Consider the following 21,991-nt stretch of genomic DNA (forward strand, 5'->3'; position numbering starts at 1 on the left):
GCGGCCACACCGTGCACGATTCGTGGTTTTCAAGTTCGCTCTTCCCAAGCTTTGACAAAGAGGTCGCGATTGGTGAAAACGGGGCGGCCCGCAAGCTACGTTCGAATATGGACGTAATGTTCGTAGTCGATTTTTCCGGCTCGATGAATTTTCAGCTGGGTTATCAAACCAAGCTGGTTGAGCTTAAGCGCATCGTGTTAAAGCTTTCCGAAGAACTGTTCGCCTACAATATTGGCAACAAGGTGGGCTTTGTCCCTTTTGGCTGGGGCAGCAAATCCGGCAACATGTGCGACTTCCCGTTTGTCGCTAATCGTCCCGTCCCCGTTAATCTGCTGACCCAACCTGCCCGGGTTTTTGAGCAGTATGTGGATATTGCCGCCACCATCGCGGCGATCCCGAAAAAAATTAACCAGTTTGCTATACCGCTCAGCTATGTAAAGAAGGATTACTGCCTGCGGGAAAGCTATTCATGGGCCGTTCCTTTAACCAGCAGCATGGCGCAAATCAGACAAATTCAGGGGATGACCGCAGATGGCGGGACGCTGGTAAGCTCCGGCGTGTTACTTGGCGTACCGTATCTGACGGCAGGCACCGCGCCGCGTAAAATTATGATCATTATTTCAGACGGAATTGACGATCCGGCAGGCATTAGTATTACCCCGCGTCTGATTGAGGCCGGTATGTGCGATAAAATACGTGATGTATTGAGTACGAAAGAGGCCGTCGGCAAAATTTCATTTATCGGTATTAATTACGCGCCTACCTATAACTGGAGACGCTGCGTTGGCGAAAAGAACTTTTATTTGCCGCGTAATATTTATGAGCTTGAAAGAGATTTGCAACGGGCCGTGTTTGAAGAAGTCGGTCACAATGTGGTTAAAGATTAAGATTAAGATTAAGATTAAGATTAAGGTTAATGTGTTGGCTGTTAATTTTGACTATTAACGGTAGGGCTTTAGCTATCTGATTAATTGTGAGGTGAAATTTATAAGAGTAAAAAAGAAGGCGCTCAGGATTTTTTATCGCTAAGTGCGTAGCCTTTAAATACCGTTCAGTGACGTTAAATGGCCGCGCTGTCTTTTAACTTATCGTCCAGGATTGTACTGTCTGAAAAGTAAGAGTCAGGGGCGTTAGTAAAAAAGCTAATCTAATGAATAGCTATTCTCAACTGCTATTGTCTGCGGTTAGCGCGTAATAACTCTATTTATAAACAGAGATTTTATTTCAATGAAAACTAAATTTATTTTATCTGCAATGACCGGCCTGGCGCTGTCCGCTTCTGCGTTGGCAGCAACGCCGGTTAGCTATGATACCAAATTCAACGTTAGCGCCAACGTACCGGACAGCGCAAAAATCACCGATCCCAGCGGCCGTCCGATTACCGACATGGATATTACCATGACCCCCGCCGCCTCTGGAAAAATGGAAGCGGAAACCAGTGCGCTGAAGCTGTGGAATAACGATGTGGAAAAGCTGGAGGTTCTCCTGACGCTGGATGACAGCCAGGCGGCAACCGGCGACGCCTTCAGGCTGTACAGCACCCAGGGCGGCAAGCTTGATGAGATGAACTATAAAATCAGCACCTTTACCAACACGGGTTCGCAGGTGTTCTCCGCTTCCGGCGACACGAAAAACTATACGCTGGGCGCTAACGGCACGCATGGCGAACTGCCGATAGTGTTTAAATTCGTCTCTGACAAAAATTATGATGCGCTGGGCCACGGCTTATACACCGGCGTGGTTTATGCCAACGTCGTGGTTAAACCTTAATTATCCTTAACGCGGATCGGGGGCGGCCTGAAGGCGGCCCCGTTAATATATGAAAACTGATAATTATACTGTCGGGCTGGGCGCGGCGATGCTGCTATGGAGCCAGGCCGCATTCTGCATTCATAACGCACAGGTCGCGCTGGATGTTTCGGCGGAGTCAGTTGCCAGAGTGGCGCTTTATTATGATGGAAAGCCGCTAAACGATAATAATATTGATTTCCCCCTGCGGGTTAACGATATATCTCGCCGGTTTGAACAAACCTCATTGTTTTTTTATTTGGTCGGCAACGTCGATCAGGCGGATATCGTTTTTACTGAAAATAACTTTGTACTGTCGCAGGCGGATAACAGCAGCGCCACGATTTCTCTAAACGGTCATTTTATTTTTAACAATGCGGAAAGCAGCGCGACGCAAAATTTACGGATGCCAGTGTTAAAAGATATTGCGCAGAAAAGCCATGACAGTGGCGCGAAGGTGCGCTTCGTCTCCGAATATTTGGCCAGTCATTACGCTCAAGGTCGTTATGCCAACGTTTTTACGTTGATTATTACGCCGGTCATTTAAACAAAGCCTGGGAATAATGAATCGGAATATAACTATTATTATGGTCGCGCTGGGCGCTTTTATCGCACCGTTTCCGGCTGCCGCTATCCCGCTCCCTGCGGGTTTTGAAGATATATTTAACGCCAGGCAGGACGGCGTGGTTGATCTTATTTATGGCGATATATCTCTTGGTTCGGTGGCGGTGGAATATGATCGGCAGGAGGTTTTGCTGCTGTCGCCCGGCGTGGTGGTAGAGCAAATTACCGCCGCGGATATGCCGCCGCTGACCTTATCCGCGCAGGCGCTGCGGCAAAAACTGTCCGAGCCGCTCAGGCGGGTAAATCAACAGGGTTTTGCCGATCGGGAGATTGTGGCCAGCCTGAATGAGTCTGATGCTTCGCTGCGCCTGATTTTCCCGGCCTCACTGTTTCTGAGCGCGGACACGCGTTACGATCGGCAATATATCTCTTATCGTAACCAGGCCGGGCTGGTTCATAGCCATAATCTGAACTATCTGGCGGACAGCTATAACAGCAGCCTGAGCCTGGCGGCTAACGAGACGCTGAACCTCACCGGCAACAGCTATCTGAAAGGCGCCTGGAGTTACTCTGCCGATATTGATTTTACGCTCGATGAGCTGGCGCTCTACCTGGAAAGCCGCCATACCCGTTTTAAAGCGGGACGGCAGCGGCTGGGCGATAACCTGGTCGACAGCACGCCTTCCCTGACCTACAGCTTTTTTACGCCGATGAGTTTTGACGGCGTTTCGCTGGGCTATATCACCAGTAACTATCTTAACCCTGGCACTGGCGCCGCCTCACCGGTTACGGTCTATTTGCCGCAGGCCGGGAGCGTTGAAATTTACCGTAATGGTCGGATGATCGACCTGCAGCAGTTTTCGGCCGGTTTGCAGCATCTGGACACCCGCAGCTGGCCGAGCGGTGGATATGATGTGCTGCTGGTTTCCCGGCTGGCTAACGGCAGCCGGGAAGAGAAAATTCAGCCGTTTTTTAAACGCAATGGCGCATTCCGCTCCGGGGAGCTGGAGTATTTGCTGCAGCTGGGCCTTTACGATCAACGACAGGGGCGGATCGCCTCCCGCGTTAATCGCGGCAACGCTCAGCGTTGGCACGCAATCGACAATCACCCTTTTGCCGGCGCTTCGTTGGGCTATACCACCGATTTCGCGCTCTCGCTGGGTGGCGGGATAGTTATGGATAACACCGATCTCTATAGCCACGCCAGCATGGATATTCCGGTTAACGGCTGGTTTGCCGAACGCCTGTATGCCGACGGGCTGTATGGTAACGACGGCAGCAGCGGCTATCAGGTCGGTATTATGAAAAACCTCTACAGGTTCGGCCTGAATCTGAGCTACCGCGATAACCGTTTTCGCGGTGATCCGCAGGATTTCCGCCGTTTTGGCGTGGTGCCTGCCTACGACTTTGAATATCTTCAGTTTGGCGTAAACAGCTTTCTGCCGTGGAACGTGGGCTTTGGCCTGAGCTATGGGCTGAATACGTTCTGGCAGGATTATGGCCGCCAGCATAAAAGCCAGTTTAAAAGCTGGGATGTGAACCTGAACCGCGATTTTCCGTTGCCGGACGATCTGAACCTGCGGGTGGATCTGGGCTTTCATCAGGGCATCAACGAATTCATAAGCCGCAACGCTCATCACGGCACCACCGAAAGTCGGTTTTTTGCGCACTTCACCCTGGGAATGCGCGAGCGCAGCTATAACCATTATCAAAGCCTCTATTTACGCGCGCGCCTTAACGGCGACGACAGCGATAAAAACAGCTATAGCGCCGACTATTCCCTCAATCTGGATAGCCCTGACTTCGATCGCGGCGGGAAATATGCGCTTACCGCCAGCGCCAGCCAGGGACCGAACAGTGAGAAGCATGGCGGAGCAGGAATTATTATCGATGACCGCTTTGGGTATCATGCTGCGGGCTTTACCCGCTCTTTCGGCAACCATCCTTACAATCAGTTTTACTTTTCGCAACGCAGCGGCTTTGCCGTTGGCGAAAAAGAGATGGTCTGGGGACGGATGGATAACAGCGCGGCTTTGATCGTTGATGCCAGCGCACTGCCGGCGGATCAATATTTCGACGTGCGTAACCGCAATACCGAGCCAGTGGTTATCAGGGGCGGCGAAACTACCACGCTGGCGATGGCGCCTTATCAAAAAATAGCGCCTAAGGCAGAGCAGGTGTTTACCGGCAAAACGGGCGCGTTTTACAACCTGTCGGTTCAGGCTCCGTCGGTCTGGGTTATGCCGGGGCAGGTGTATCGCCTGAAGCTGGCGGCGACGAAAAATCAGACCGTGACGGGCCGCCTCTGGTTTGCCGGTCAGCCGTTGACCCATGTCAGGGTAGTAGGCGGCAATTCCATTTCGGATGAGGAAGGGCTGTTTGTCGGCGACTTCACGATGAATACCAACGATAAGCCGCTGACGTCATTAACGGTGACAAAAGAAGGGCAGCGCTACGTCTGCCCGCTATTAGAAAAAAATGTCAGGATGACTCAGGGCATCATGCAGATCAGGGAGAGTAAGTGTGAAATTCAGTAAACGGGCAGGGTTGTGGTTAGGGATGGTAGGTATGTTGGCATCCGGCGTTGCCCAGGCGATTGAGGTGTTTCCGGTGGTTAAAGAGATCCGCGAAGAAACGCCGCGGGAAAATTACGTCACGGTAAAATCGATGTTTCGCGCCGCGGAGAACGGCGACGATAAAGCGGCGGATACCGAGCAGTATGAGTTTGTCACGCTGGAGCTGTTCCACGTGCCCAACCCCGGCGATACCACGGAAAAACGCATTAAAGAGCTGGGATCGGACGATCCCACGCTGGTGTTCTCACCGACCCGGTTAGTGATCCCCTATGGCGAAATGCGCAAGGTAAGGATTATGCCGTTAAAGCCGGTCGATCGGGAGCGGGTTTATCGCTTACGTATCCGGCCGAGCTACCCGGAACAGGCGCTGGATAAAGGCAAAGTGCGTTTTGCCATTGGCTATGATGTGCTGCTGCGCTATCTGCCCTCCGGCAAACAAACGCAGGGGATCGCTATCGCCTGCAAAAATAATCAGTGGGCGCTGACCGCCACCGGTAATGTGCGCAGCGAGCTGCGTAATCTGGTGGTTGACGGGCGCAAGTGGAAAACGCCGTTTAACGTTTATCCTGAACACAGCCGCACTTTGAGCGTGAATCAACGCATGTCGTTTGAGCTGGAAGGCAAGCTACAGGTATATGAACAGTGCCGGCTTAAGGGGTAAAACATGCGAATGCGGCATCTGTTAATTGCGCTAATCCTGCTGTCTCCGGCGGCGCTGGCCGGTGGCGCGCTGGTTATTCAGCCGCAGGCCAGCGGCAGCCTGCGCATCCTGACCGAAGGGCTAACCGGCGGCGCGGATACGCTGACCTTTATTCAGCCGCCAGAGAAAGCGCTGACGTTGCAAATATTACCTTCCGCCGTCGGACGCTGTGACGGCGGCGATCTGGCAGTGGAATCGCTGCGCCTGTCGCTGCTGCTGGATAATCATCAGCGCCTGGCCTGTGGCGAACCGGTTCTGTTCAGCGCCGGGACGCAAAGCCGACAGATTAGCGTACAGCTAAAAAGCGAGTCTCAGCCGCAGGATTACTCAGCGCTGATGCGGCAGGGCTATGGTTTACGCACGCAGGTTGGCAGCGTCAGTTTTCATCCCGCAGGGGAAGGCAGCACTCTCTATCCGCTGATTCTCGATCTTAGCGTGCTGCAAGAGGAAGTGCCGATCCTGACCGCCGCCTTTGATAGTCCAACGCTACAGTTTGGCCTGGTTGGCGTACAGAGTGATACCACCGCCGCGGTACGCTTGCGCATTGGTAAAACGCGACAGGCGGGCGATGAGGTATTGCCCTATACGCTCTCTTTTGAATCTGCCCAGCAGCAGGATAGCCGTTATCGCCTGCGCTCGTCGCTACGTGAGCAGTTTATTCCTTATTCCATCAGCGTGGGTGGGCGGGAAATTACGCCGGGCAGCGCATGGCATGGACGCATTCCTGCCGGTATCGCCACGTCTGACGTCCTGAATATTGAATTTACGCTTGTGGGAAGAGTTACCCAGGGAATGGCGGCGGGGACGCGCCTGCTGGATACCCTGACCGCCGTCATTACGCCGGAAATTTAACAGGAGTACAGAATGAAATACTTATCGTTACCGGCCATGCTGATTTTTATGACGATCGCTTCGGCACAGGCGGCAAGGTCGGTAAAAACCACTATCGACATCGTTGCTGAGATCAATACCAGCGTGCGGGTTTATGTAGAGGGTCAGGATGTCACCAACGGCGTGATCAGCCTGCGGCTGGAAGATAAAAACGGCTATATGAGCGGCGTAACGCCAGCGTTTCAGTTTGTCGGTAACGCCAGCGGGGTTTCACTGATGCTGTATGCGCCCTCTGGCGGTGGCCTGCTGTCGGAGAATAATGATCTGATGAAGCTTAATAACGCCTGGATTCGCAGCGATGGCCAGGAAGTTTCCAGCGCCTACCCGCTTAATAATCAACCGGTTTATCCCACGCTTCAGGATATTCCGGATATGCAGCAAGGGGTTAAAGTGCGCTTTTCTTCGGCTAATCGCAGCGAGACTTATCCATTGGGCAGCTACAGCGGCAGCTATGAGGTGATTGTTACGCCGTCCGTTTGACGAAGGAGTTGACCGTACCCGACGCCATGTCGGGTACGAAAAGCGCAGCGGGCCGCTGGAGGAAACTGAAGGCAGCGGCCCTGATAGTTTACGAAGCCAGCGAGAGCGTCGGCTTTTTGCCGTGCGCTTCCAGCCACTGCACCACCCGCGCCTGCTGCGCCTTATTCAGCCACATGCCAAGCTTGGTACGGCGCCAGATGGCGTCGTCCAGTTCGCGCACCCATTCGTTTTTCATCAGATAGCGCAGTTCGGCCTCATAGAAATCGTGGCCGAAATCTTCGCCCAGATCCGTCAGGGAAGCGGCGTTCTGTAAAATCAGCTCGCTGTTGCTGCCGTAGGTGCGGGCGTAATGTCGCGCCATGCCTTCGCTAATAAAGGGATAACGACGACGCAGGCTGGCAGCATAATCTTCACGCGTACCGGCAATATCGCCGCCCGGCAGCACCGCCGTTTTGGTCCAGGCCGGGCCGATATTAGCGTAATATTTCGCCAGCTTCTCCATCGCATGTTCAGCCAGCTTGCGGTAGGTGGTCAGCTTGCCGCCGAATACCGACAGCAGCGGCGCTTTGCCCGCATCGTCACGCACATCCAGCGTGTAATCGCGGGTAATCGCCTGCGGTGAATCGGATTCGTCGTCACACAGCGGACGCACGCCGGAGTAGGTCCAGACAATATCGCTACGATCCAGCTGCTTCTTAAAGTGCGCGTTATACACTTTCAGCAGATAAGCGATCTCGTTATCGTCAATTTTTACCTGTTTAGGGTCGCCTTTATATTCCACGTCGGTGGTGCCGATAATGGAAAACTCATCCATCCACGGAATAACGAAAACGATACGATGATCTTCGTTCTGCAGAATGTACGCCTGTTTTTCCGTGTGAACGCGCGGCACCACAATGTGGCTGCCTTTAATCAGGCGAATGCCGTAAGGTGATTTCAGCTTCAGGCCGTCATCAAACAGCTGTTTAACCCACGGGCCAGCGGCGTTCACCAGACCTTTGGCGCGCCAGAGCAAGGTTTTACCGCTATCGGCATCTTCCGCTTCGACCATCCACAGGCCGTCTTCGCGCCAGGCGCGGGTAACGCGGGTGCGGGTACGCACCTCACCGCCGCGTTTCACCACTTCCTGAGCGTTCAGCACCACCAGACGAGCATCGTCCACCCAACAGTCGGAATATTCGAAACCGCGCGTAATTTCCGGTTTCATCACGGAATTCGCGCCGAAACGCAACCCTTTACTGCCCGGCAGACTGGTGCGTTTGCCCAAATGGTCATACATAAACAGACCGGTACGGATCATCCATGCCGGACGTAAATGCGGACGATGCGGCAGGCGGAAGCGCATGGGGAAGGCGATATGCGGAGCCATTTTCAGCAGCACTTCACGTTCGGCCAGCGCTTCGCTGACCAGACGGAATTCATAATGTTCAAGGTAGCGCAGGCCGCCGTGAATAAGCTTTGAGCTGGCGGAAGAGGTCGCGCAAGCCAGATCCTGCGCCTCCAGCATCAGCACTGACAGTCCGCGTCCTGCGGCGTCGGCCGCAATACCGGCACCGTTGATGCCGCCGCCGATAACGATCAGATCTTTGGTTTCCACGTCTTCTCCCCCGATGTTCGGAATAGTTCGTCTATGTTCGTTTTCGAGCATAATAATAATCGCAAACCAACATTGACGCCAGCTTTAACCTAATAAAAACAGCTTAGCGTGATTCAGTTAACATAATTCTCCGCGTCGGGCGGCGTTAACCTTGCTGTTGGTTGGGTTATAGTTCCATCGCTTCGCGTTACAATAGGCAACTTCACGGCTGAAAGGCGGCGCGGATATGTCGTTCGAGCCTGCAATCGGCTTATCGCACCTCGTTGATTTGGAACCCGCTATGGAACAATTTGAATGCATCAGCGTCGATATGGCGCAACAACAACTGACTGAAGGCGAAGCGCTGCTGGTCGATATTCGCGATCCGCAAAGTTTCGCGGCGGGACATGCCAAAGGGGCTTTCCACCTGACGAATGGCACGCTGAACAATTTTATGCAGCAGGCCGATTTTGATAAGCCGGTGCTGGTGATGTGCTATCACGGCAACAGCAGCAAAGGGGCGGCGCAGTATCTGATCCAGCAGGGATTTGAGCAGGTGTATAGCATTGACGGCGGTTTTGACGCCTGGCGTGTAGCCTTCCCGCAGCTGGTTGAGGCGCAAGCGGAGTAAGCGTCGCCTTACAAATCTCAGGAAACGGGCAATGATACAACTGACTCAGTTCAATAATCCGCGTATGGCGCAGGCGTTTGTTGACTATATGGCTACGCGCGGCGTTACCCTGCATATCAAAAAGGAAGAACAGTTTATCCTGCTGCTGGAGGATGAGACGAAACTGGTCATGGTCGAAAACGAACTTGAACAGTTTGTTCGCGATCCTTTTCATCCGCGCTATCAGGCCGCCAGCTGGCAGAGCGGCACCACGGATAGCGGATTACACTATCAGCGCGACAGCCTGCTGACTAACCTGCGTCAGCGCGCCGGGCCGCTCACTATCCTGCTGGGCATCGCCTGTATCGCCGTTTTCATTCTGATGCAGATTGTCGGCGATCGCACCGCGCTCGCCTGGATGGCGTGGCCGGCGGACAGCTCGCAATATTTCCAGCTCTGGCGCTGGTTCAGCCATGCGCTGCTGCATTTTTCCCTGCTGCACCTGGTGTTTAATCTGTTGTGGTGGTGGTATATCGGCGGAGCGGTGGAAAAGCGGCTGGGCAGCGGCAAGCTGTTTGTCATCGCCCTGATTTCCGCCTTATTAAGCGGCTGGATGCAGGCCAAATTCAGCGGCGTCTGGTTCGGTGGGCTCTCCGGCGTGGTGTATGCGCTGATGGGCTATGCGTGGCTGCGGGGCGAGCGCGATCCCGAAAGTGGTATTTTCCTGGAGCGCGGTTTGATGGCTTTCGCTATTCTGTGGCTGGTCATGGGTTATTTTGGCACATTTGGCCTGTCGATTGCTAACGCCGCGCACGTCACCGGCCTGATGGTGGGGCTGGCGATGGCGTTTGTTGATACGCGCCGGGTGAATAAACGCTGATGCCTGTAGCATCAGCCCGGCGCAGGCCGCTGGCAAAAGCCGTGGAATCGTGTTGCTGCGGCCTGATGTCGCGCGACTAACAGGAGATTTATGTGAAGCAGACGCAACGTCATGACGCCATTATCGAGCTGGTTCGGCGTCAGGGATATGTAAGTACCGAAGAGCTGGTGGAGCATTTTGACGTCAGTCCGCAGACTATTCGCCGCGATCTAAACGATCTGGCCGATCAGAACAAAATACAGCGGCATCACGGTGGCGCGGCGCTGCCTTCCAGTTCGGAAAATACCGCCTGGCAGGATCGTAAAATGATGTGGTCGGCGGAAAAGGCGCGGATCGCGCAACGCGTGGCCAGCCAGATCCCCGACGGGGCGACCCTGTTTATTGATATTGGCACCACGCCGGAAGCGGTGGCGCACGCGTTGATGAACCATAACGATCTGCGCATCGTGACCAATAACCTGAATGTTGCCACGCTGCTGATGACGAAGCCCGATTTCCGCTTAATTATCGCCGGTGGCGAAGTGCGTACGCGTGACGGCGGCATTATGGGAGAAGCCACGCTCGATTTTATCTCCCAGTTCCGGCTTGATTACGGCATTCTCGGCATCAGCGGCATCGATATGGACGGCTCGCTGCTGGAGTTTGACTATCACGAAGTGCGCACCAAGCGGGCGATTATTGAAAACTCGCGCTGTGCGATGCTGGTTGCCGACCACTCTAAATTTGGCCGCAACGCGATGGTTAACTTAGGAAATATGAGCCTGGTGGATTATCTGTTCACCAATGAAATGCCGCCCGCCAGCGTGTTGAAAGTGATTGAACAGCACGAAGTCCATCTGGAACTGTGCTGAGACCACGCCATCGCCCCGTATTAAACTTTACGCCACGCTCATGCCCATCAGGTGCAGCAAATGCTGCGCCTGCTGCACCGCTTCCTGCCGATGCATTACGCCCAGTTTCTGATACAGATTGCGGATATGGGTTTTGATGGTGGTTTGCGCCACTTCCAGCTCGCCAGCAATTTGATCGTTGCTGTAACCGGAGTAGATCAGCCCCAGCACCTGCCATTCGCGCTGCGTCAGCGGGCTGGTGCGGATCAGTTCCGGCACCTGCGGATGCGTCAGCAGGCGGCTGACAAAGCTTTCATCGAAATGCGCGAACTTATGGCGATGGTGCTGATTAATATCGCGCAAAATGCGCTGCGCCCGGTGCTGCTCCAGCTCCGGCAGCGTGTGCAGCTGCAACAGCTGACGCAGCTGCTGCGCCATGGTTTCGCCTTCAATCACGAAGTGACTGATAAAGCCGGTGCGGTTCGCCAGCGTCAGCGCCTCAATCAGCGCCTGCTGGGCTTCGCTTTTACGCCCGGTTTGCCAGTAAAGCGCGTTAAGCAGCAGCAAATTACGATTCAGATCGCTGGTCAGCCGTAGCCGCCGCGCGCTTTCATTCAGCTCATCCAGCACCACTTCGGCTTCATCATACTGGCCCAACAGAATCTGGACGCGAGCGATATTGCGCCACTGGCCCTGCAAAAAATGGTTATCGGCGGTGGCCGGTTTAGGCGTCAGCCGCAGCCAGTTAGCCGCCGCGACTTTATCGTTGGTCAGCTGCCAGTAAATAACGCGCGGCTTATCAGCGTTTGTCACCCAGTCGCTGTGATACTGACCGTTGCCCAGCAGGTTTTCGCAGCGGATCAAATGACGCCGCGCATTATCCAGATCGCCACGCGCCAGCGCGCATTTCGCCAGCATCGCCAGGCATTGTAACTGCTGCTGCGGCTGGAAGTTAGCCAGCACTTCCAGCCCTTTACGGGCGATCTCTTCTGCCTCGTCGAGGCGCGCCCACGACCACAGCAATTGCGAGCGAATGCGCAGCAGGAACTCATGCATCGGCAGCTGTTCCAGCCCTTCTTCTTTGATCAGCGCAAAGGCTTTTTCCTGCATATCGTAAGCGGTCTGTAGAAAGCCCTGCGCCAGCACGATTTCGCTCTGCTGCAGCAATGCCCAGAGCGTGTAATGGCAGCTGCTATAGTGGCGCGCCATTTCATCGGTCTGCTGCATGGTCGCCAGCGCCGCCTCCAGCTGGCCCTGACAGTGCAGGACTTCCCCTTTTACCGAGGTGGCGACAATGCGGCTGTAGTAGTTAGCCAGCGGCAGGTTAGCCAGCGCCTGATTGGCCAGCAGCTCCGCCTCTTCGGGTTTCCCGGCGTTAATCGCCACCTGCGCGCGTAGCGCATCAAACTCGGCGCTTAGCACTGCATCGATAGCGATCTGCTGTCGCGTCATCTCCTCTTCAGCGCGCGCCAGCAGAAGGTTCACTTCGCCGTAGCGATGCTGGCTTTGCGCCAGCCAGGCCTGCAGCAGGATCAGCCGGGGATTATCTACCAGCAGCTGCCACGGCAGCGCCTTCAGCCCCTCTTCCAGCAGCGCCAGCTCGCTGTGGTTAAACAGTGACCAGGCGTGATGCAGCAGGATGTCGCGCAGCAGCAGAGTATCTTCCGCCGCCAGCGCATGATGAATAGCTTCGCCAGCGTAGCCGAGCGCCATCCAGCCCTCCGCCGCCGCCCGATGCAGCTGATGCAGTTCGCTGCTTAGCTCCCACTGACAGCGCTGGCGTAAAAAGCTGGCGAACAGCGGATGAAAGTTAAACCATTTTCCGCTGTCATCCATGCGCTGCAAAAACAGGCCCTGACGCTCGGTCTCTTCCAGCCGCAGCTGCGCATTTTCTTCGCCGGTCAGGTGGGCAATCAGCATATTGTTCATTGAACGCAGCACGGAACTGCGTAACAAAAAGTTGCGCGTCGCGTTATCCACGCAGTCCAGCACCTCATCCACCAGATAATCAGAAAGGTGGCTGGCGTTAATCCCCGCCAGTCGCTGGGCGGAATGATGCGTAGGGGTATTGGACTGGCGCTCCGTCAGGGCGATCAGCTGTAGCGCGGTCGCCCAGCCGGCGACTTCATCGCACAGCCGCTGGGAATCATCCGCGCCAATCGGCCGCTGCAGACGGCGGTCAAAAAACTGCTTCGCCTCCTGCGGCGTAAAGGCCAGCGACTGGCTGTTAATCTCCAGCAGCTGCTCGCGTACGCGCAGGTTAGCGATGCCCAGCGAGGGCAAATTCCGCGACAGAATAATCAGCGTCAGGTTTTCTGGCTGATGACGAATAAAAAAGCGCATCGCCTGATGGACGGCATCGTTAGTCAGCAGATGATAATCGTCAATCACCAGGTAAAGCGGCCGATGCCATTCGGAGAGCTCCACGAACAGCTGGGAAAAGAGCGCGCTGAGGCTGGCATACTGACGTTTTTGCGCCAGCGCTTCGCTACGCGAGCAGTGCCCGTCGGTGGCCTGCTGTACCGCGGCCATAAAATAGTTAGCGAAGCGTTCCGGGTAGTTATCGCTTTCGTCCAGCGAATACCAACCGAGATTGCTTTTATCCGCTGCCCACTGTGCCATCAGCGTCGTTTTGCCATAGCCGGCAGGGCTGCTGATCAGAGCTAAACGGTAGTGCGCAATGTTCGCAAGCCTGGCTATCAAACGCTCCCGAACAATGGTGTTCTGAAGCCGCAGAGGACGGCTGAGTTTCGATGGTATCAGCATGGCGACACTTCACTGTGGTGAAATAGAAGGAAACGAAAAGAATTATTTTACGCTGCGTAATTAAGTAATTTCTGTCCTGGCGCGCGCTAATGCAAGAACGGTTTCTGACCAGACTTCATTAAGTTGCACTTCATCACATTTCCTTATCATTTTTTGACATTTTTCGAACGAAAGCCAACAGATAACGGGCGGAAAGGCGCTTTTTTTATCACGCCGTCTTAAATTAACCCGTCAGCGATCACAATTTTGCCTACGCCCTGCGGCTCCTCCCTGTGGAACCCGGCTGCGGGAGGATGCCGCCGAACGGGGTTAACGTCAGCATATGTATTAATTTTTTGCGAACCATTTACTTACCGGAAGAGATTCGTATGTCGCAGCAAAAATTCAATAAGTCACGTTTTGAGGCGGCGTTAACGCGCCAGTGGCAACACCTGGGGCTGAGCAGCGCTAGCGAAATGACCCGACATCAGTGGTGGCAAGCGGTCAGCGCGGCATTAGCCGAACTGTTGGCGGCCCAGCCGGTAGCGAAACCCGGCAGGCAGCAGCGCCACGTTAACTATCTTTCCATGGAGTTTCTGATTGGTCGTCTGACCGGTAATAACCTGATTAACCTTGGCTGGTATGACGAGGTAAAAGCATTGCTCGCGCAGCAGGGGATCGCGCTTAGCGATCTGCTGGAGGAAGAGGTCGATCCGGCGCTGGGCAACGGCGGTCTGGGACGGCTGGCGGCCTGCTATCTTGATTCGATGGCGACGGTCGGCCAGGCAGCTATCGGTTACGGGCTTAACTATCAGTACGGCCTGTTCCGTCAGTCTTTCGACGACGGTCAGCAGCGCGAGGCGCCGGATGACTGGCAACGCGCCTGTTATCCGTGGTTCCGCCATAACGCCGCGCTGGATGTAGAGGTCGGCATCGGCGGTAAAGTGTTAAAAAACAGCGACGGCTCCCTGCGCTGGGAACCGGCGTTTATACTGCGCGGCGAAGCCTGGGATCTGCCGGTTATCGGCTATCGCAACGGCCTGGCGCAGCCGCTGCGTCTGTGGCAGGCGACTCATGCGCATCCGTTTGATTTAACGCTGTTTAACGACGGCAAATTCCTGCAGGCGGAGCAGCAGGGCATCGACGCGGCGAAGCTGACCAAAGTCCTCTATCCCAACGACAATCATCAGGAAGGCAAACGCCTGCGCCTGATGCAGCAGTATTTCCAGTGCGCCTGCTCGGTGGCAGATATTCTGCGCCGTCATCATCAGGCGGGACGCCAGCTGGCGGAGCTGCCCGACTACGAGGTGATTCAGCTTAACGATACCCATCCGACCATCGCCATTCCGGAAATGCTGCGCGTGCTGCTGGATGAACATCAGCTAAGCTGGGATGAAGCCTGGCATATCACCAGCAACGTCTTCGCCTATACCAACCATACGCTGATGCCGGAGGCGCTGGAGCGCTGGGATGAACGCCTGGTGCGCTCGCTGTTGCCGCGTCATTTCGTCATTATCAAAGAGATCAACCAGCGCTTCAAAAAGCAGGTGGATAAGCAGTGGCCCGGCGATGAAAAAGTCTGGGAAAAAGTGGCGGTGCTGTACGATAAACAGGTGCGCATGGCGAACCTGTGCGTGGTCAGCGGCTTCGCGGTTAACGGCGTAGCGGCGCTGCATTCCGATCTGGTGGTGAAGGATCTCTTCCCGGAATATCACCAGCTGTGGCCGCATAAATTCTTTAACGTCACCAACGGCATTACGCCGCGCCGCTGGCTGAAACAGTGCAACCCGGCGCTGGCGACGCTGATTGATGAGACGCTGGGCAATAACGACTGGGTCACCCATCTGGACGCGCTAAAAGCGCTGGAGCCATACGCGGATGATCAAGCGTTCCGCCAGCGCTATCGCCAGATCAAACATGACAATAAACAGCGCCTGACTGACTATATCCGCCAGGTTACCGGCATTGAGGTTAATCCCGACGCGCTGTTTGATGTGCAAATCAAACGTCTGCATGAATATAAGCGTCAGCACCTTGGGCTGCTGCATATCCTGCACTGCTATCGTCAACTGCGCGATAACCCGCAGCTGGACAAAGTGCCGCGCGTTTTCCTGTTTGGCGCAAAAGCCGCGCCCGGCTACTACCTGGCAAAAAACATTATCTATGCCATTAATAAAGTGGCGCAGATGATCAATAACGATCCGCTTATTGGCGATCGGCTGAAGGTGGTGTTTATTCCGGATTATCGCATTACCGTCGCCGAGCTGATGATCCCGGCGGCGGATCTTTCTGAGCAGATCTCCACGGCGGGCTATGAAGCTTCCGGCACCGGCAATATGAAGCTGGCCCTTAACGGCGCGCTGACTATCGGCACGCTGGACGGCGCTAACGTGGAAATTGCCGAGCAGGTGGGCGAGGAAAATATCTTTATCTTCGGCAATACCGTGGATGAAGTTAAGGCATTGAAGGCCAAAGGCTACGATCCGAAAAAGCTGCGTAAGAAAGATAAGCATCTCGACGGATTACTGAAAGAGTTGGAAAAAGGCCATTTCAGCCACGGCGATAAACATGCGTTTGATCTGCTGCTGGAGAGCCTGACCAAAAATGGCGATCCGTGGCTGGTGCTGGCGGACTTTGCCGACTATATCGCCGCTCAGGAACGCGTTGAAGCGCTATGGCGCGATAAGGAAGCCTGGACGCGTACCGCGATTCTTAATACCGCGCGTACCGGTATGTTCAGTTCTGACCGCTCCATTCGCGATTATCAACAGCGTATCTGGCAGAGCAAACGTTAAAGACGGGCGGCGCAGGCCGCTCAGGATAGAAGACGGATTCAGGAAGCGTTATGGATTTAACTCAACTTGAGAAGGACGCCAGCGCGGCCGGGATTGCTGCCAGCTATATCAATGCCAAAGGAGAGCCGGAGGCCATCAGCGTGGAAACCCGGCAATGGCTGCTAAAAGCGATGGGATTTCCCCGCGCGGCCAGTAAGGCGCCGCTTCCGCCGGTAAAGGTGTTTAGCGGACGGCAGAAGCGCGTGATTGCGCCTGACGGCAGCGGTCAGTTTCACTGGCAGCTACAGACCGAGCAGGGCAAAACGTATCAGGGCGAGGCGCAGGGCGGTGAAGCCTTTGCGCTGCCGCCGCGCCTGCCGCAGGGCTACCATCAGCTGACGCTGGCGCAGGGGAGAAAGCAGTGGGCCTGCCGGATAATTATCGCGCCGCAGCGCTGCTATGAACCGCAGCCTTTGCTGGCCGGCGAGAAGCTTTGGGGAGCCTGCGTGCAGCTCTATACGCTGCGCTCCGCCCGCAACTGGGGCATCGGTGATTTCGGCGACTTAAGCGAGATGCTGATGCAGATTGCCGATCGCGGCGGTGACTTTATCGGCCTTAATCCGATTCATTCGCTCTATCCCGCCAGCCCGGAAAGCGCCAGCCCTTACAGCCCTTCGTCACGTCGCTGGATGAATATCATCTATATCGACGTGGAGCGCGTCCCCGATTTCCAGCATAGCGAGGCGGCGCAGCGCTGGTGGAAAAAGAAAGAGACGCAGCGCCGGGTGCAGGCGGCGCGCCAGACGGAGTGGGTGGACTATAGCGCGGTTAATCAGCTGAAAATCGACGGGCTGCGGCTGGCATGGGCGCAGTTCTCTACGCGTGATACGCAGGATGAAACGCGGCGCCATTTTACCGCCTTTATCAGCGCAGGCGGTGAAAACCTCTACAGCCAGGCGGCGTACGATGCGCTGCATGGCGCCATGCTGCGGGAGGACGGACAGCGTTGGGGCTGGCCGGTTTGGCCACAAGCGTATCGTCAGGCGCAGAACGAGGCGGTACAGCAGTTCTGCCGCGAAAATGAGGAGGAGGTTCATTTCTGGCTGTGGCTGCAATGGCTGGCTAACCGCCAGTTTGACGAGTGCTGGCAGGTTTGTCAGCAGCGCGGGATGTCGGTTGGTCTGTACCGGGATTTAGCGGTTGGCGTGGCGGAAGGCGGAGCGGAAACCTGGCGCGATCCCGATCTTTACTGCCTGACGGCCTCGGTTGGCGCGCCGCCGGATATTCTTGGGCCGCTGGGCCAGAACTGGGGCCTGCCGCCGATGGATCCGCATGTTATGACGGCGCGGGCATATCAGCCGTTTATTGAGATGCTGCGCGCTAATATGGCCAGCTGCGGCGCGTTGCGCATCGATCATGTGATGTCGATGCTGCGCCTGTGGTGGATCCCTTATGGGATGACGGCAAATCACGGCACTTATATCTCTTATCCGGTTGACGATCTGCTGGCGATCCTGGCGCTGGAAAGCCAGCGCAATCGTTGTATGGTGATCGGCGAAGATCTGGGAACGGTGCCGCAGGAGATCGTTGGCAAGCTGCGCCGCAGCGGCATCTATTCGTGGAAAGTGCTCTATTTTGAGCAGGAGAGTGCCGATCGTTATCGTGCGCCGCAGCAGTGGCCGCGCCAGTCGATGGCCAGCGCCGCGACGCACGATTTGCCGACGCTGCGCGGTTTCTGGAGCGCGGACGATCTGACGCTGGGCGAGAAGCTGGGACTTTATCCGGACAAAGCGGTGCTGAAAGGGCTGTATGAGAACCGCGAACGGCAGAAGCAGGCTCTGCTGAACGCGCTGCATGAGCAGGGTTGCGTACCGAAAACGCTGGGCAAGCGGGCGGCGAAGCTGCCGGTATCGACGGAGCTGAGCCGCGGGATGCAGCGCTATATCGCCGCCAGCGCCAGCGCGCTGTTGGGCCTGCAGCCGGAGGACTGGCTTGATATGGAGCAGCCGGTGAACGTGCCGGGCACGGTAGATCAATATCCTAACTGGCGGCGCAAGCTCAGCCGCACGCTGGAGGAGATGTTCAGCGATGAACGGATCAACCGGCTGATTAAGGATCTGGATAAACGACGTAAAGCCGAAGGCAGTTAACCCTCAAGCCCGGCCGGTCAGGTAAAGACGGGTCGGGTACGTTTTTCGGGCGCAGCCCGAGCACAGTATGATTATCATGCCATTAAAGCGTTATGAGTCCGGGGTGAAAGCCCCGCTGCCATCAGTGGAATGTTTCTTTTTTTAATTCAGTAATACGGCCATCGGCATAGCGAATATAGGCTGAATTACCAAAGGCGAATCGGGTATTACCCTCACGGTTGCGGCCAACCGTTAACAGTATCTCTTTGTCGATGCAGTTTTCAGGGGAAGGCATATCATCAAAACAGAGCATATCGTTCGCATCCTCTTTCCGGTAGCCAGTGCCAAAAGCAAAAACGGTAAAGTTAGTTGGCCCGCCTGCGTCGCCAGAGGGAATATGATATTTTTTCAGGATAGCGCTCTGGTTTTCCAGCCACCAGTTAATCGCAGATGAGGCGGTAATAGGTAAATGATCGACTAATACTTCAGCACTGTACCGGTCATGATGCGCGCTAATAATGTTAACGTGCCGGTTATCCAGGTAAAGATAAATACCCATAGCCGCAATCGTGATGAAAATAAGAAAGTGAAATGATTTTTTCCTGCTCATGGGCGCTTTCCCTCGATAGATATTGTCGCTTCCATATTGGTTAAGAAGGGGCGGAACCCGAATTGCTCAAAACGCTGTAGAATAAACCATATCCTGAAAAACTGGAATTGCTTAAATTTAACCTTTTGAATATCGTCAACGTCCAGGCCGAAATGATCCTGCCCGGTATATTTTGATTAACATGTAATAACGTCACGCTGGTATTTCAACGTAACGTTTCTCGTTAATTAATCAGGGTGTTCTTAAGCGCAGGTACGCTTTGCAATAAATAGCATTGAGAAAGTCTGCTGGCTAATAATATCAATCGAAAAAGATGAGGGCGGGGAATATAAAAGCAATAAAAAACCTGCTAAATAAAACAGAAATAAATAGCGTGGCTGGCACTCAGAGCAAGCCGGATGTCAGACTAGCGTTTTGTTATTATATGCTTTACGCAATAATTTTTATGTGCCAAATGAAAGGCGACCTGGGCGTCGCCTTTTATTTTTTTGCGCATCTCTGGCTCACCAGAAACATGCTCGTTTATCGTCGGCGGTGCCGCCGGGCCTACGCTTAATAGTAAGAGTGTTCGCCGCGCTGATGTTCAGTCAGATCGCGTACGCCTTTCAGCTCAGGGAAAGCGACCAGCAGCTCTTTTTCAATCCCTTCTTTCAGCGTCACATCGACCATAGAACAGCCGTTACAGCCGCCGCCAAACTGCAGAATGGCATAACCTTCATCGGTGATTTCCATCAGCGTTACGCGGCCGCCGTGACTGGCCAACTGCGGGTTAATCTGCGCCTGCAGCAGATATTCAACACGCTCCAGCAGCGGCGCGTCATCAGCAACCTTACGCATTTTGGCGTTCGGTGCTTTCAGCGTCAGCTGAGAACCGAGATTATCAGTAACAAAATCGATCTCGGCATCTTCCAGATAGGGCACGCTCAGCTCATCCACATAGGCGGAAAGCTTTTCAAACTTCAGTTCGGTATCGCTCAGCTCTACCGCATCCGGCGGACAATATGACACGCCACATTCAGCCGTTGGGGTGCCCGGATTAATCACGAACACGCGGATTTGGGTGCCTTCTTCCTGATTTGAAAGCAGTTTTGCAAAATGGTCCTGGGCGGCATCGGTAATTCGGATCATGGCAGTTGCTCAATAGTTGACTAATTTAGTTGGTTATAATACGCCCATCGCCGACGCTCTACAAGGTACGGCAAAGGCACCAAATCTGGACGCTGGCCGCTCCGGCACGCATAAGCAGCCGGCTGATTTCCGCTGCTGTGCTGCCGGTGGTAACCACATCATCAATCAGAGCGATATGGCGATCCTGAACGGTGATTTCAAGCCGGAAAGCGCCGCGCAGGTTGTTCTTACGCGCGCGCGCCCCAAGCTGATGCTGAATAAGGGCCGTGCGGCGGCGCGTTACGCCCTGTGGGTAATAAGCGCAGTTTAGCCAGCGTGCCAGCGGCTGTGCCAGCAGGTCAGCCTGATTAAAACCGCGTCGCCAGGCCCGCTGATGATGCAGCGGTACGGCCAGCAGTAAATCGGGACGAGGCAGGCCGCGCTGACGCCTGGCCGTTAACCAGCTTAGCAAAATCAGCCGCGCCAGCATCACCGAGAGTGCGGTCACCCCGGAGAATTTATAGCGCGAAATCAGCAGACTTAGCGGCGGACGGTAGTCGCTTACTGCGATCAGCTGTCGCCAGGGCGGCGGGCGACGCAGGCAGCGTCCGCAGATAACAAGCGCATCACCGGCAGGCAGCCCGCAGCGCGGACAGCAAAGCGGCAACGGCGGCAGGGCGCGCAAACAGTAGCTGCATAATCCCTGTATCGGCAGCGCCAGCGGCGTCTGGCATAGCCAACAGCCTCCCTGCATTGGTAGCATAGCGATCTCCTTAATTTAGCGACGATGAGACAATAACTGATGGCGCAGCTTTACTGGCACACAACCGGCACCGGCAATCGCGATCTTGTGCTGCTACACGGATGGGGACTGAACGCGGAAGTATGGCGTTGCATCGAGGAGCCGCTCAGCGCACATTTTCGGCTGCATTTCGTTGACCTGGCGGGCTTTGGTCGCAGCCAGGGATTTGGTGCATTAACGCTGGATGAAATGAGTGAAGCTTTGATGCCTCATCTGCCCGAAAAGGCGATCTATCTGGGTTGGTCGTTGGGCGGTCTGGTTGCCAGCCGTTTGGCGCTGCGCTATCCGCAGCAGGTTATCGGCCTGATTACCGTGGCTTCTTCGCCCCGCTTTACCGCCGCGAATGAGGATTGGCCAGGGATTAAGCCAGAGACGCTGACCGGCTTTCAGCAGCAGCTTAGTCAGGATTATCAGCGCACCGTTGAGCGCTTTTTAGCGCTGCAAACGCTGGGTACGCCAAGCGCCAGGCAGGATGCCCGCGCGTTAAAAGAGGTGGTGCTGTCGCAGCCGATACCACCGGTTGAAGTGTTGACGGGCGGGCTGGAAATCTTACGGAGCGTTGATTTACGCGATGAAATGGACGCGCTTCAGGTTCCGCTGCTGCGTATTTATGGCTATCTGGATGGGCTGGTGCCGCGTAAAGTCGCCATGCTATTGGATCAGCGCTGGCCCAACAGCTCTTCTCTCATCATGGAGAAAGCCGCTCATGCGCCGTTTATTTCCCATCCGCAGGAATTTTGCGCGGCGGTAAGGCAATTCAGCCAGTCTGTTTAAGAAACTTTATCTCTTTAGCTGGAAAAATATCACCGGGCGTTAATAATTGTAGCTGAGCAAGGCCGCCGATCATGACTGTAAAAGTCTGCCAGGGAGCAGGGCGCTGTCATCCCTATCTCATTGTATTCACTTGGCGGTCTGATTTTCCCGGTTAA

At 55.0% G+C, this 21,991-nt stretch carries 18 protein-coding genes and 1 pseudogene; 13 read left to right on the forward strand and 6 right to left on the reverse strand.

All coding sequences use genetic code 11. The features are described from left to right. The first annotated feature begins 11 nt into the window (after window positions 1-11). The 7 genes from COO59_RS10200 (at window position 12) to COO59_RS10230 (ending at window position 6,999) form a co-directional block, all read left to right on the forward strand. Window positions 12-887 (forward strand): vWA domain-containing protein, encoded by an 876-nt coding sequence (locus COO59_RS10200; protein ID WP_240614125.1) that lies wholly within the window; start codon window positions 12-14, stop codon window positions 885-887. A gap of 340 nt (window positions 888-1,227) precedes the next feature. Beyond that, complete coding sequence (locus tag COO59_RS10205; protein ID WP_103059687.1) at window positions 1,228-1,770, forward strand: hypothetical protein; 543 nt, start codon at window positions 1,228-1,230, stop codon at window positions 1,768-1,770. A gap of 49 nt (window positions 1,771-1,819) precedes the next feature. Next, the gene (locus tag COO59_RS10210; protein WP_103059688.1) at window positions 1,820-2,335 is read left to right on the forward strand and encodes a hypothetical protein; all 516 of its coding nucleotides are present in this window, start codon (window positions 1,820-1,822) and stop codon (window positions 2,333-2,335) included. Between the two features lie 16 nt (window positions 2,336-2,351). Next, window positions 2,352-4,889, forward strand: coding sequence for a TcfC E-set like domain-containing protein (locus COO59_RS10215; RefSeq protein ID WP_103059689.1), 2,538 nt, complete (start codon window positions 2,352-2,354; stop codon window positions 4,887-4,889). Continuing rightward, window positions 4,876-5,589, forward strand: coding sequence for a hypothetical protein (locus COO59_RS10220; RefSeq protein ID WP_103059690.1), 714 nt, complete (start codon window positions 4,876-4,878; stop codon window positions 5,587-5,589). The genes COO59_RS10215 and COO59_RS10220 overlap by 14 nt, the downstream gene beginning before the upstream one ends. 3 nt (window positions 5,590-5,592) lie before the next feature. After that, a complete protein-coding gene (locus COO59_RS10225) occupies window positions 5,593-6,480 on the forward strand; it encodes a hypothetical protein (protein ID WP_103059691.1) in 888 nt (295 codons plus the stop codon). A gap of 12 nt (window positions 6,481-6,492) precedes the next feature. After that, window positions 6,493-6,999 carry a hypothetical protein gene (locus COO59_RS10230; protein WP_103059692.1) on the forward strand — a complete coding sequence of 169 codons (507 nt, stop codon included), beginning with the start codon at window positions 6,493-6,495 and terminating at the stop codon, window positions 6,997-6,999. Between the two features lie 88 nt (window positions 7,000-7,087). Here the strand turns inward: COO59_RS10230 and glpD are convergent, their stop codons facing one another. Beyond that, on the reverse strand, window positions 7,088-8,596 hold the full coding sequence (glpD, locus tag COO59_RS10235) for a glycerol-3-phosphate dehydrogenase (RefSeq protein WP_103059693.1): 1,509 nt from the start codon (window positions 8,594-8,596) through the stop codon (window positions 7,088-7,090). Window positions 8,597-8,876: 280 nt separating this feature from the next. On the opposite strand from glpD, the gene glpE reads away from it, so the two are divergent. From glpE to COO59_RS10250, 3 genes are all read left to right on the forward strand, one after another. Next, the gene (gene glpE, locus COO59_RS10240; RefSeq protein WP_103059783.1) at window positions 8,877-9,206 is read left to right on the forward strand and encodes a thiosulfate sulfurtransferase GlpE; all 330 of its coding nucleotides are present in this window, start codon (window positions 8,877-8,879) and stop codon (window positions 9,204-9,206) included. 34 nt (window positions 9,207-9,240) lie between these two features. Continuing rightward, a complete protein-coding gene (gene glpG / locus COO59_RS10245) occupies window positions 9,241-10,065 on the forward strand; it encodes a rhomboid family intramembrane serine protease GlpG (protein WP_103059784.1) in 825 nt (274 codons plus the stop codon). Between the two features lie 92 nt (window positions 10,066-10,157). Next, complete coding sequence (locus COO59_RS10250; protein ID WP_103059694.1) at window positions 10,158-10,916, forward strand: DeoR/GlpR family transcriptional regulator; 759 nt, start codon at window positions 10,158-10,160, stop codon at window positions 10,914-10,916. Between the two features lie 27 nt (window positions 10,917-10,943). Here the strand turns inward: COO59_RS10250 and malT are convergent, their stop codons facing one another. Then, the gene (gene malT / locus COO59_RS10255) at window positions 10,944-13,661 is read right to left on the reverse strand and encodes an HTH-type transcriptional regulator MalT (RefSeq protein ID WP_103059695.1); all 2,718 of its coding nucleotides are present in this window, start codon (window positions 13,659-13,661) and stop codon (window positions 10,944-10,946) included. Window positions 13,662-14,029: 368 nt separating this feature from the next. On the opposite strand from malT, the gene malP reads away from it, so the two are divergent. Together malP and malQ are read left to right on the forward strand one after the other, a co-directional pair. After that, window positions 14,030-16,435, forward strand: a complete 2,406-nt coding sequence (gene malP, locus COO59_RS10260) for a maltodextrin phosphorylase (RefSeq protein ID WP_103059785.1) — start codon at window positions 14,030-14,032, stop codon at window positions 16,433-16,435. 50 nt (window positions 16,436-16,485) lie between these two features. Next, window positions 16,486-18,564, forward strand: coding sequence for a 4-alpha-glucanotransferase (gene malQ, locus COO59_RS10265; RefSeq protein ID WP_103059696.1), 2,079 nt, complete (start codon window positions 16,486-16,488; stop codon window positions 18,562-18,564). Between the two features lie 121 nt (window positions 18,565-18,685). Here the strand turns inward: malQ and COO59_RS10270 are convergent, their stop codons facing one another. The 4 genes and pseudogenes from COO59_RS10270 to gntX all read right to left on the reverse strand — a co-directional run bounded on the left by COO59_RS10270 (window position 18,686) and on the right by gntX (window position 21,023). Further along, entirely contained in the window at window positions 18,686-19,153 is a 468-nt protein-coding gene (locus COO59_RS10270) for a DUF943 family protein (protein ID WP_103059697.1), read from the reverse strand. Then, window positions 19,150-19,323 (reverse strand): annotated as a pseudogene (locus COO59_RS10275) (DUF3289 family protein); the annotation flags it as partial. The gene COO59_RS10270 and the pseudogene COO59_RS10275, both read right to left, overlap by 4 nt. A gap of 382 nt (window positions 19,324-19,705) precedes the next feature. After that, entirely contained in the window at window positions 19,706-20,281 is a 576-nt protein-coding gene (gene nfuA / locus COO59_RS10285) for a Fe-S biogenesis protein NfuA (protein ID WP_103059699.1), read from the reverse strand. A gap of 58 nt (window positions 20,282-20,339) precedes the next feature. Continuing rightward, a complete protein-coding gene (gene gntX, locus COO59_RS10290; RefSeq protein WP_103059700.1) occupies window positions 20,340-21,023 on the reverse strand; it encodes a DNA utilization protein GntX in 684 nt (227 codons plus the stop codon). 39 nt (window positions 21,024-21,062) lie between these two features. Here gntX and bioH point away from each other — a divergent pair, with 39 nt between their 5' ends. Then, window positions 21,063-21,836, forward strand: a complete 774-nt coding sequence (bioH, locus tag COO59_RS10295; RefSeq protein ID WP_103059701.1) for a pimeloyl-ACP methyl ester esterase BioH — start codon at window positions 21,063-21,065, stop codon at window positions 21,834-21,836. Window positions 21,837-21,991 lie beyond the last annotated feature (155 nt).

Source organism: Mixta theicola (assembly GCF_002895925.1).
Lineage (GTDB): Bacteria > Pseudomonadota > Gammaproteobacteria > Enterobacterales > Enterobacteriaceae > Mixta > Mixta theicola.

Excerpts from the sequence above, each read along its gene's own strand:
- COO59_RS10270 (WP_103059697.1), bottom strand. The coding sequence starts at position 19,153 with ATGAGCAGGAAAAAATCATTTCACTTTCTTATTTTCATCACGATTGCG.
- malT (WP_103059695.1), bottom strand. The coding sequence starts at position 13,661 with ATGCTGATACCATCGAAACTCAGCCGTCCTCTGCGGCTTCAGAACACC.
- glpE (WP_103059783.1), top strand. The coding sequence starts at position 8,877 with ATGGAACAATTTGAATGCATCAGCGTCGATATGGCGCAACAACAACTG.
- malP (WP_103059785.1), top strand. The coding sequence starts at position 14,030 with ATGTCGCAGCAAAAATTCAATAAGTCACGTTTTGAGGCGGCGTTAACG.
- COO59_RS10225 (WP_103059691.1), top strand. The coding sequence starts at position 5,593 with ATGCGAATGCGGCATCTGTTAATTGCGCTAATCCTGCTGTCTCCGGCG.
- COO59_RS10230 (WP_103059692.1), top strand. The coding sequence starts at position 6,493 with ATGAAATACTTATCGTTACCGGCCATGCTGATTTTTATGACGATCGCT.
- gntX (WP_103059700.1), bottom strand. The coding sequence starts at position 21,023 with ATGCTACCAATGCAGGGAGGCTGTTGGCTATGCCAGACGCCGCTGGCG.
- COO59_RS10210 (WP_103059688.1), top strand. The coding sequence starts at position 1,820 with ATGAAAACTGATAATTATACTGTCGGGCTGGGCGCGGCGATGCTGCTA.
- malQ (WP_103059696.1), top strand. The coding sequence starts at position 16,486 with ATGGATTTAACTCAACTTGAGAAGGACGCCAGCGCGGCCGGGATTGCT.
- nfuA (WP_103059699.1), bottom strand. The coding sequence starts at position 20,281 with ATGATCCGAATTACCGATGCCGCCCAGGACCATTTTGCAAAACTGCTT.
- COO59_RS10215 (WP_103059689.1), top strand. The coding sequence starts at position 2,352 with ATGAATCGGAATATAACTATTATTATGGTCGCGCTGGGCGCTTTTATC.
- COO59_RS10205 (WP_103059687.1), top strand. The coding sequence starts at position 1,228 with ATGAAAACTAAATTTATTTTATCTGCAATGACCGGCCTGGCGCTGTCC.
- bioH (WP_103059701.1), top strand. The coding sequence starts at position 21,063 with ATGGCGCAGCTTTACTGGCACACAACCGGCACCGGCAATCGCGATCTT.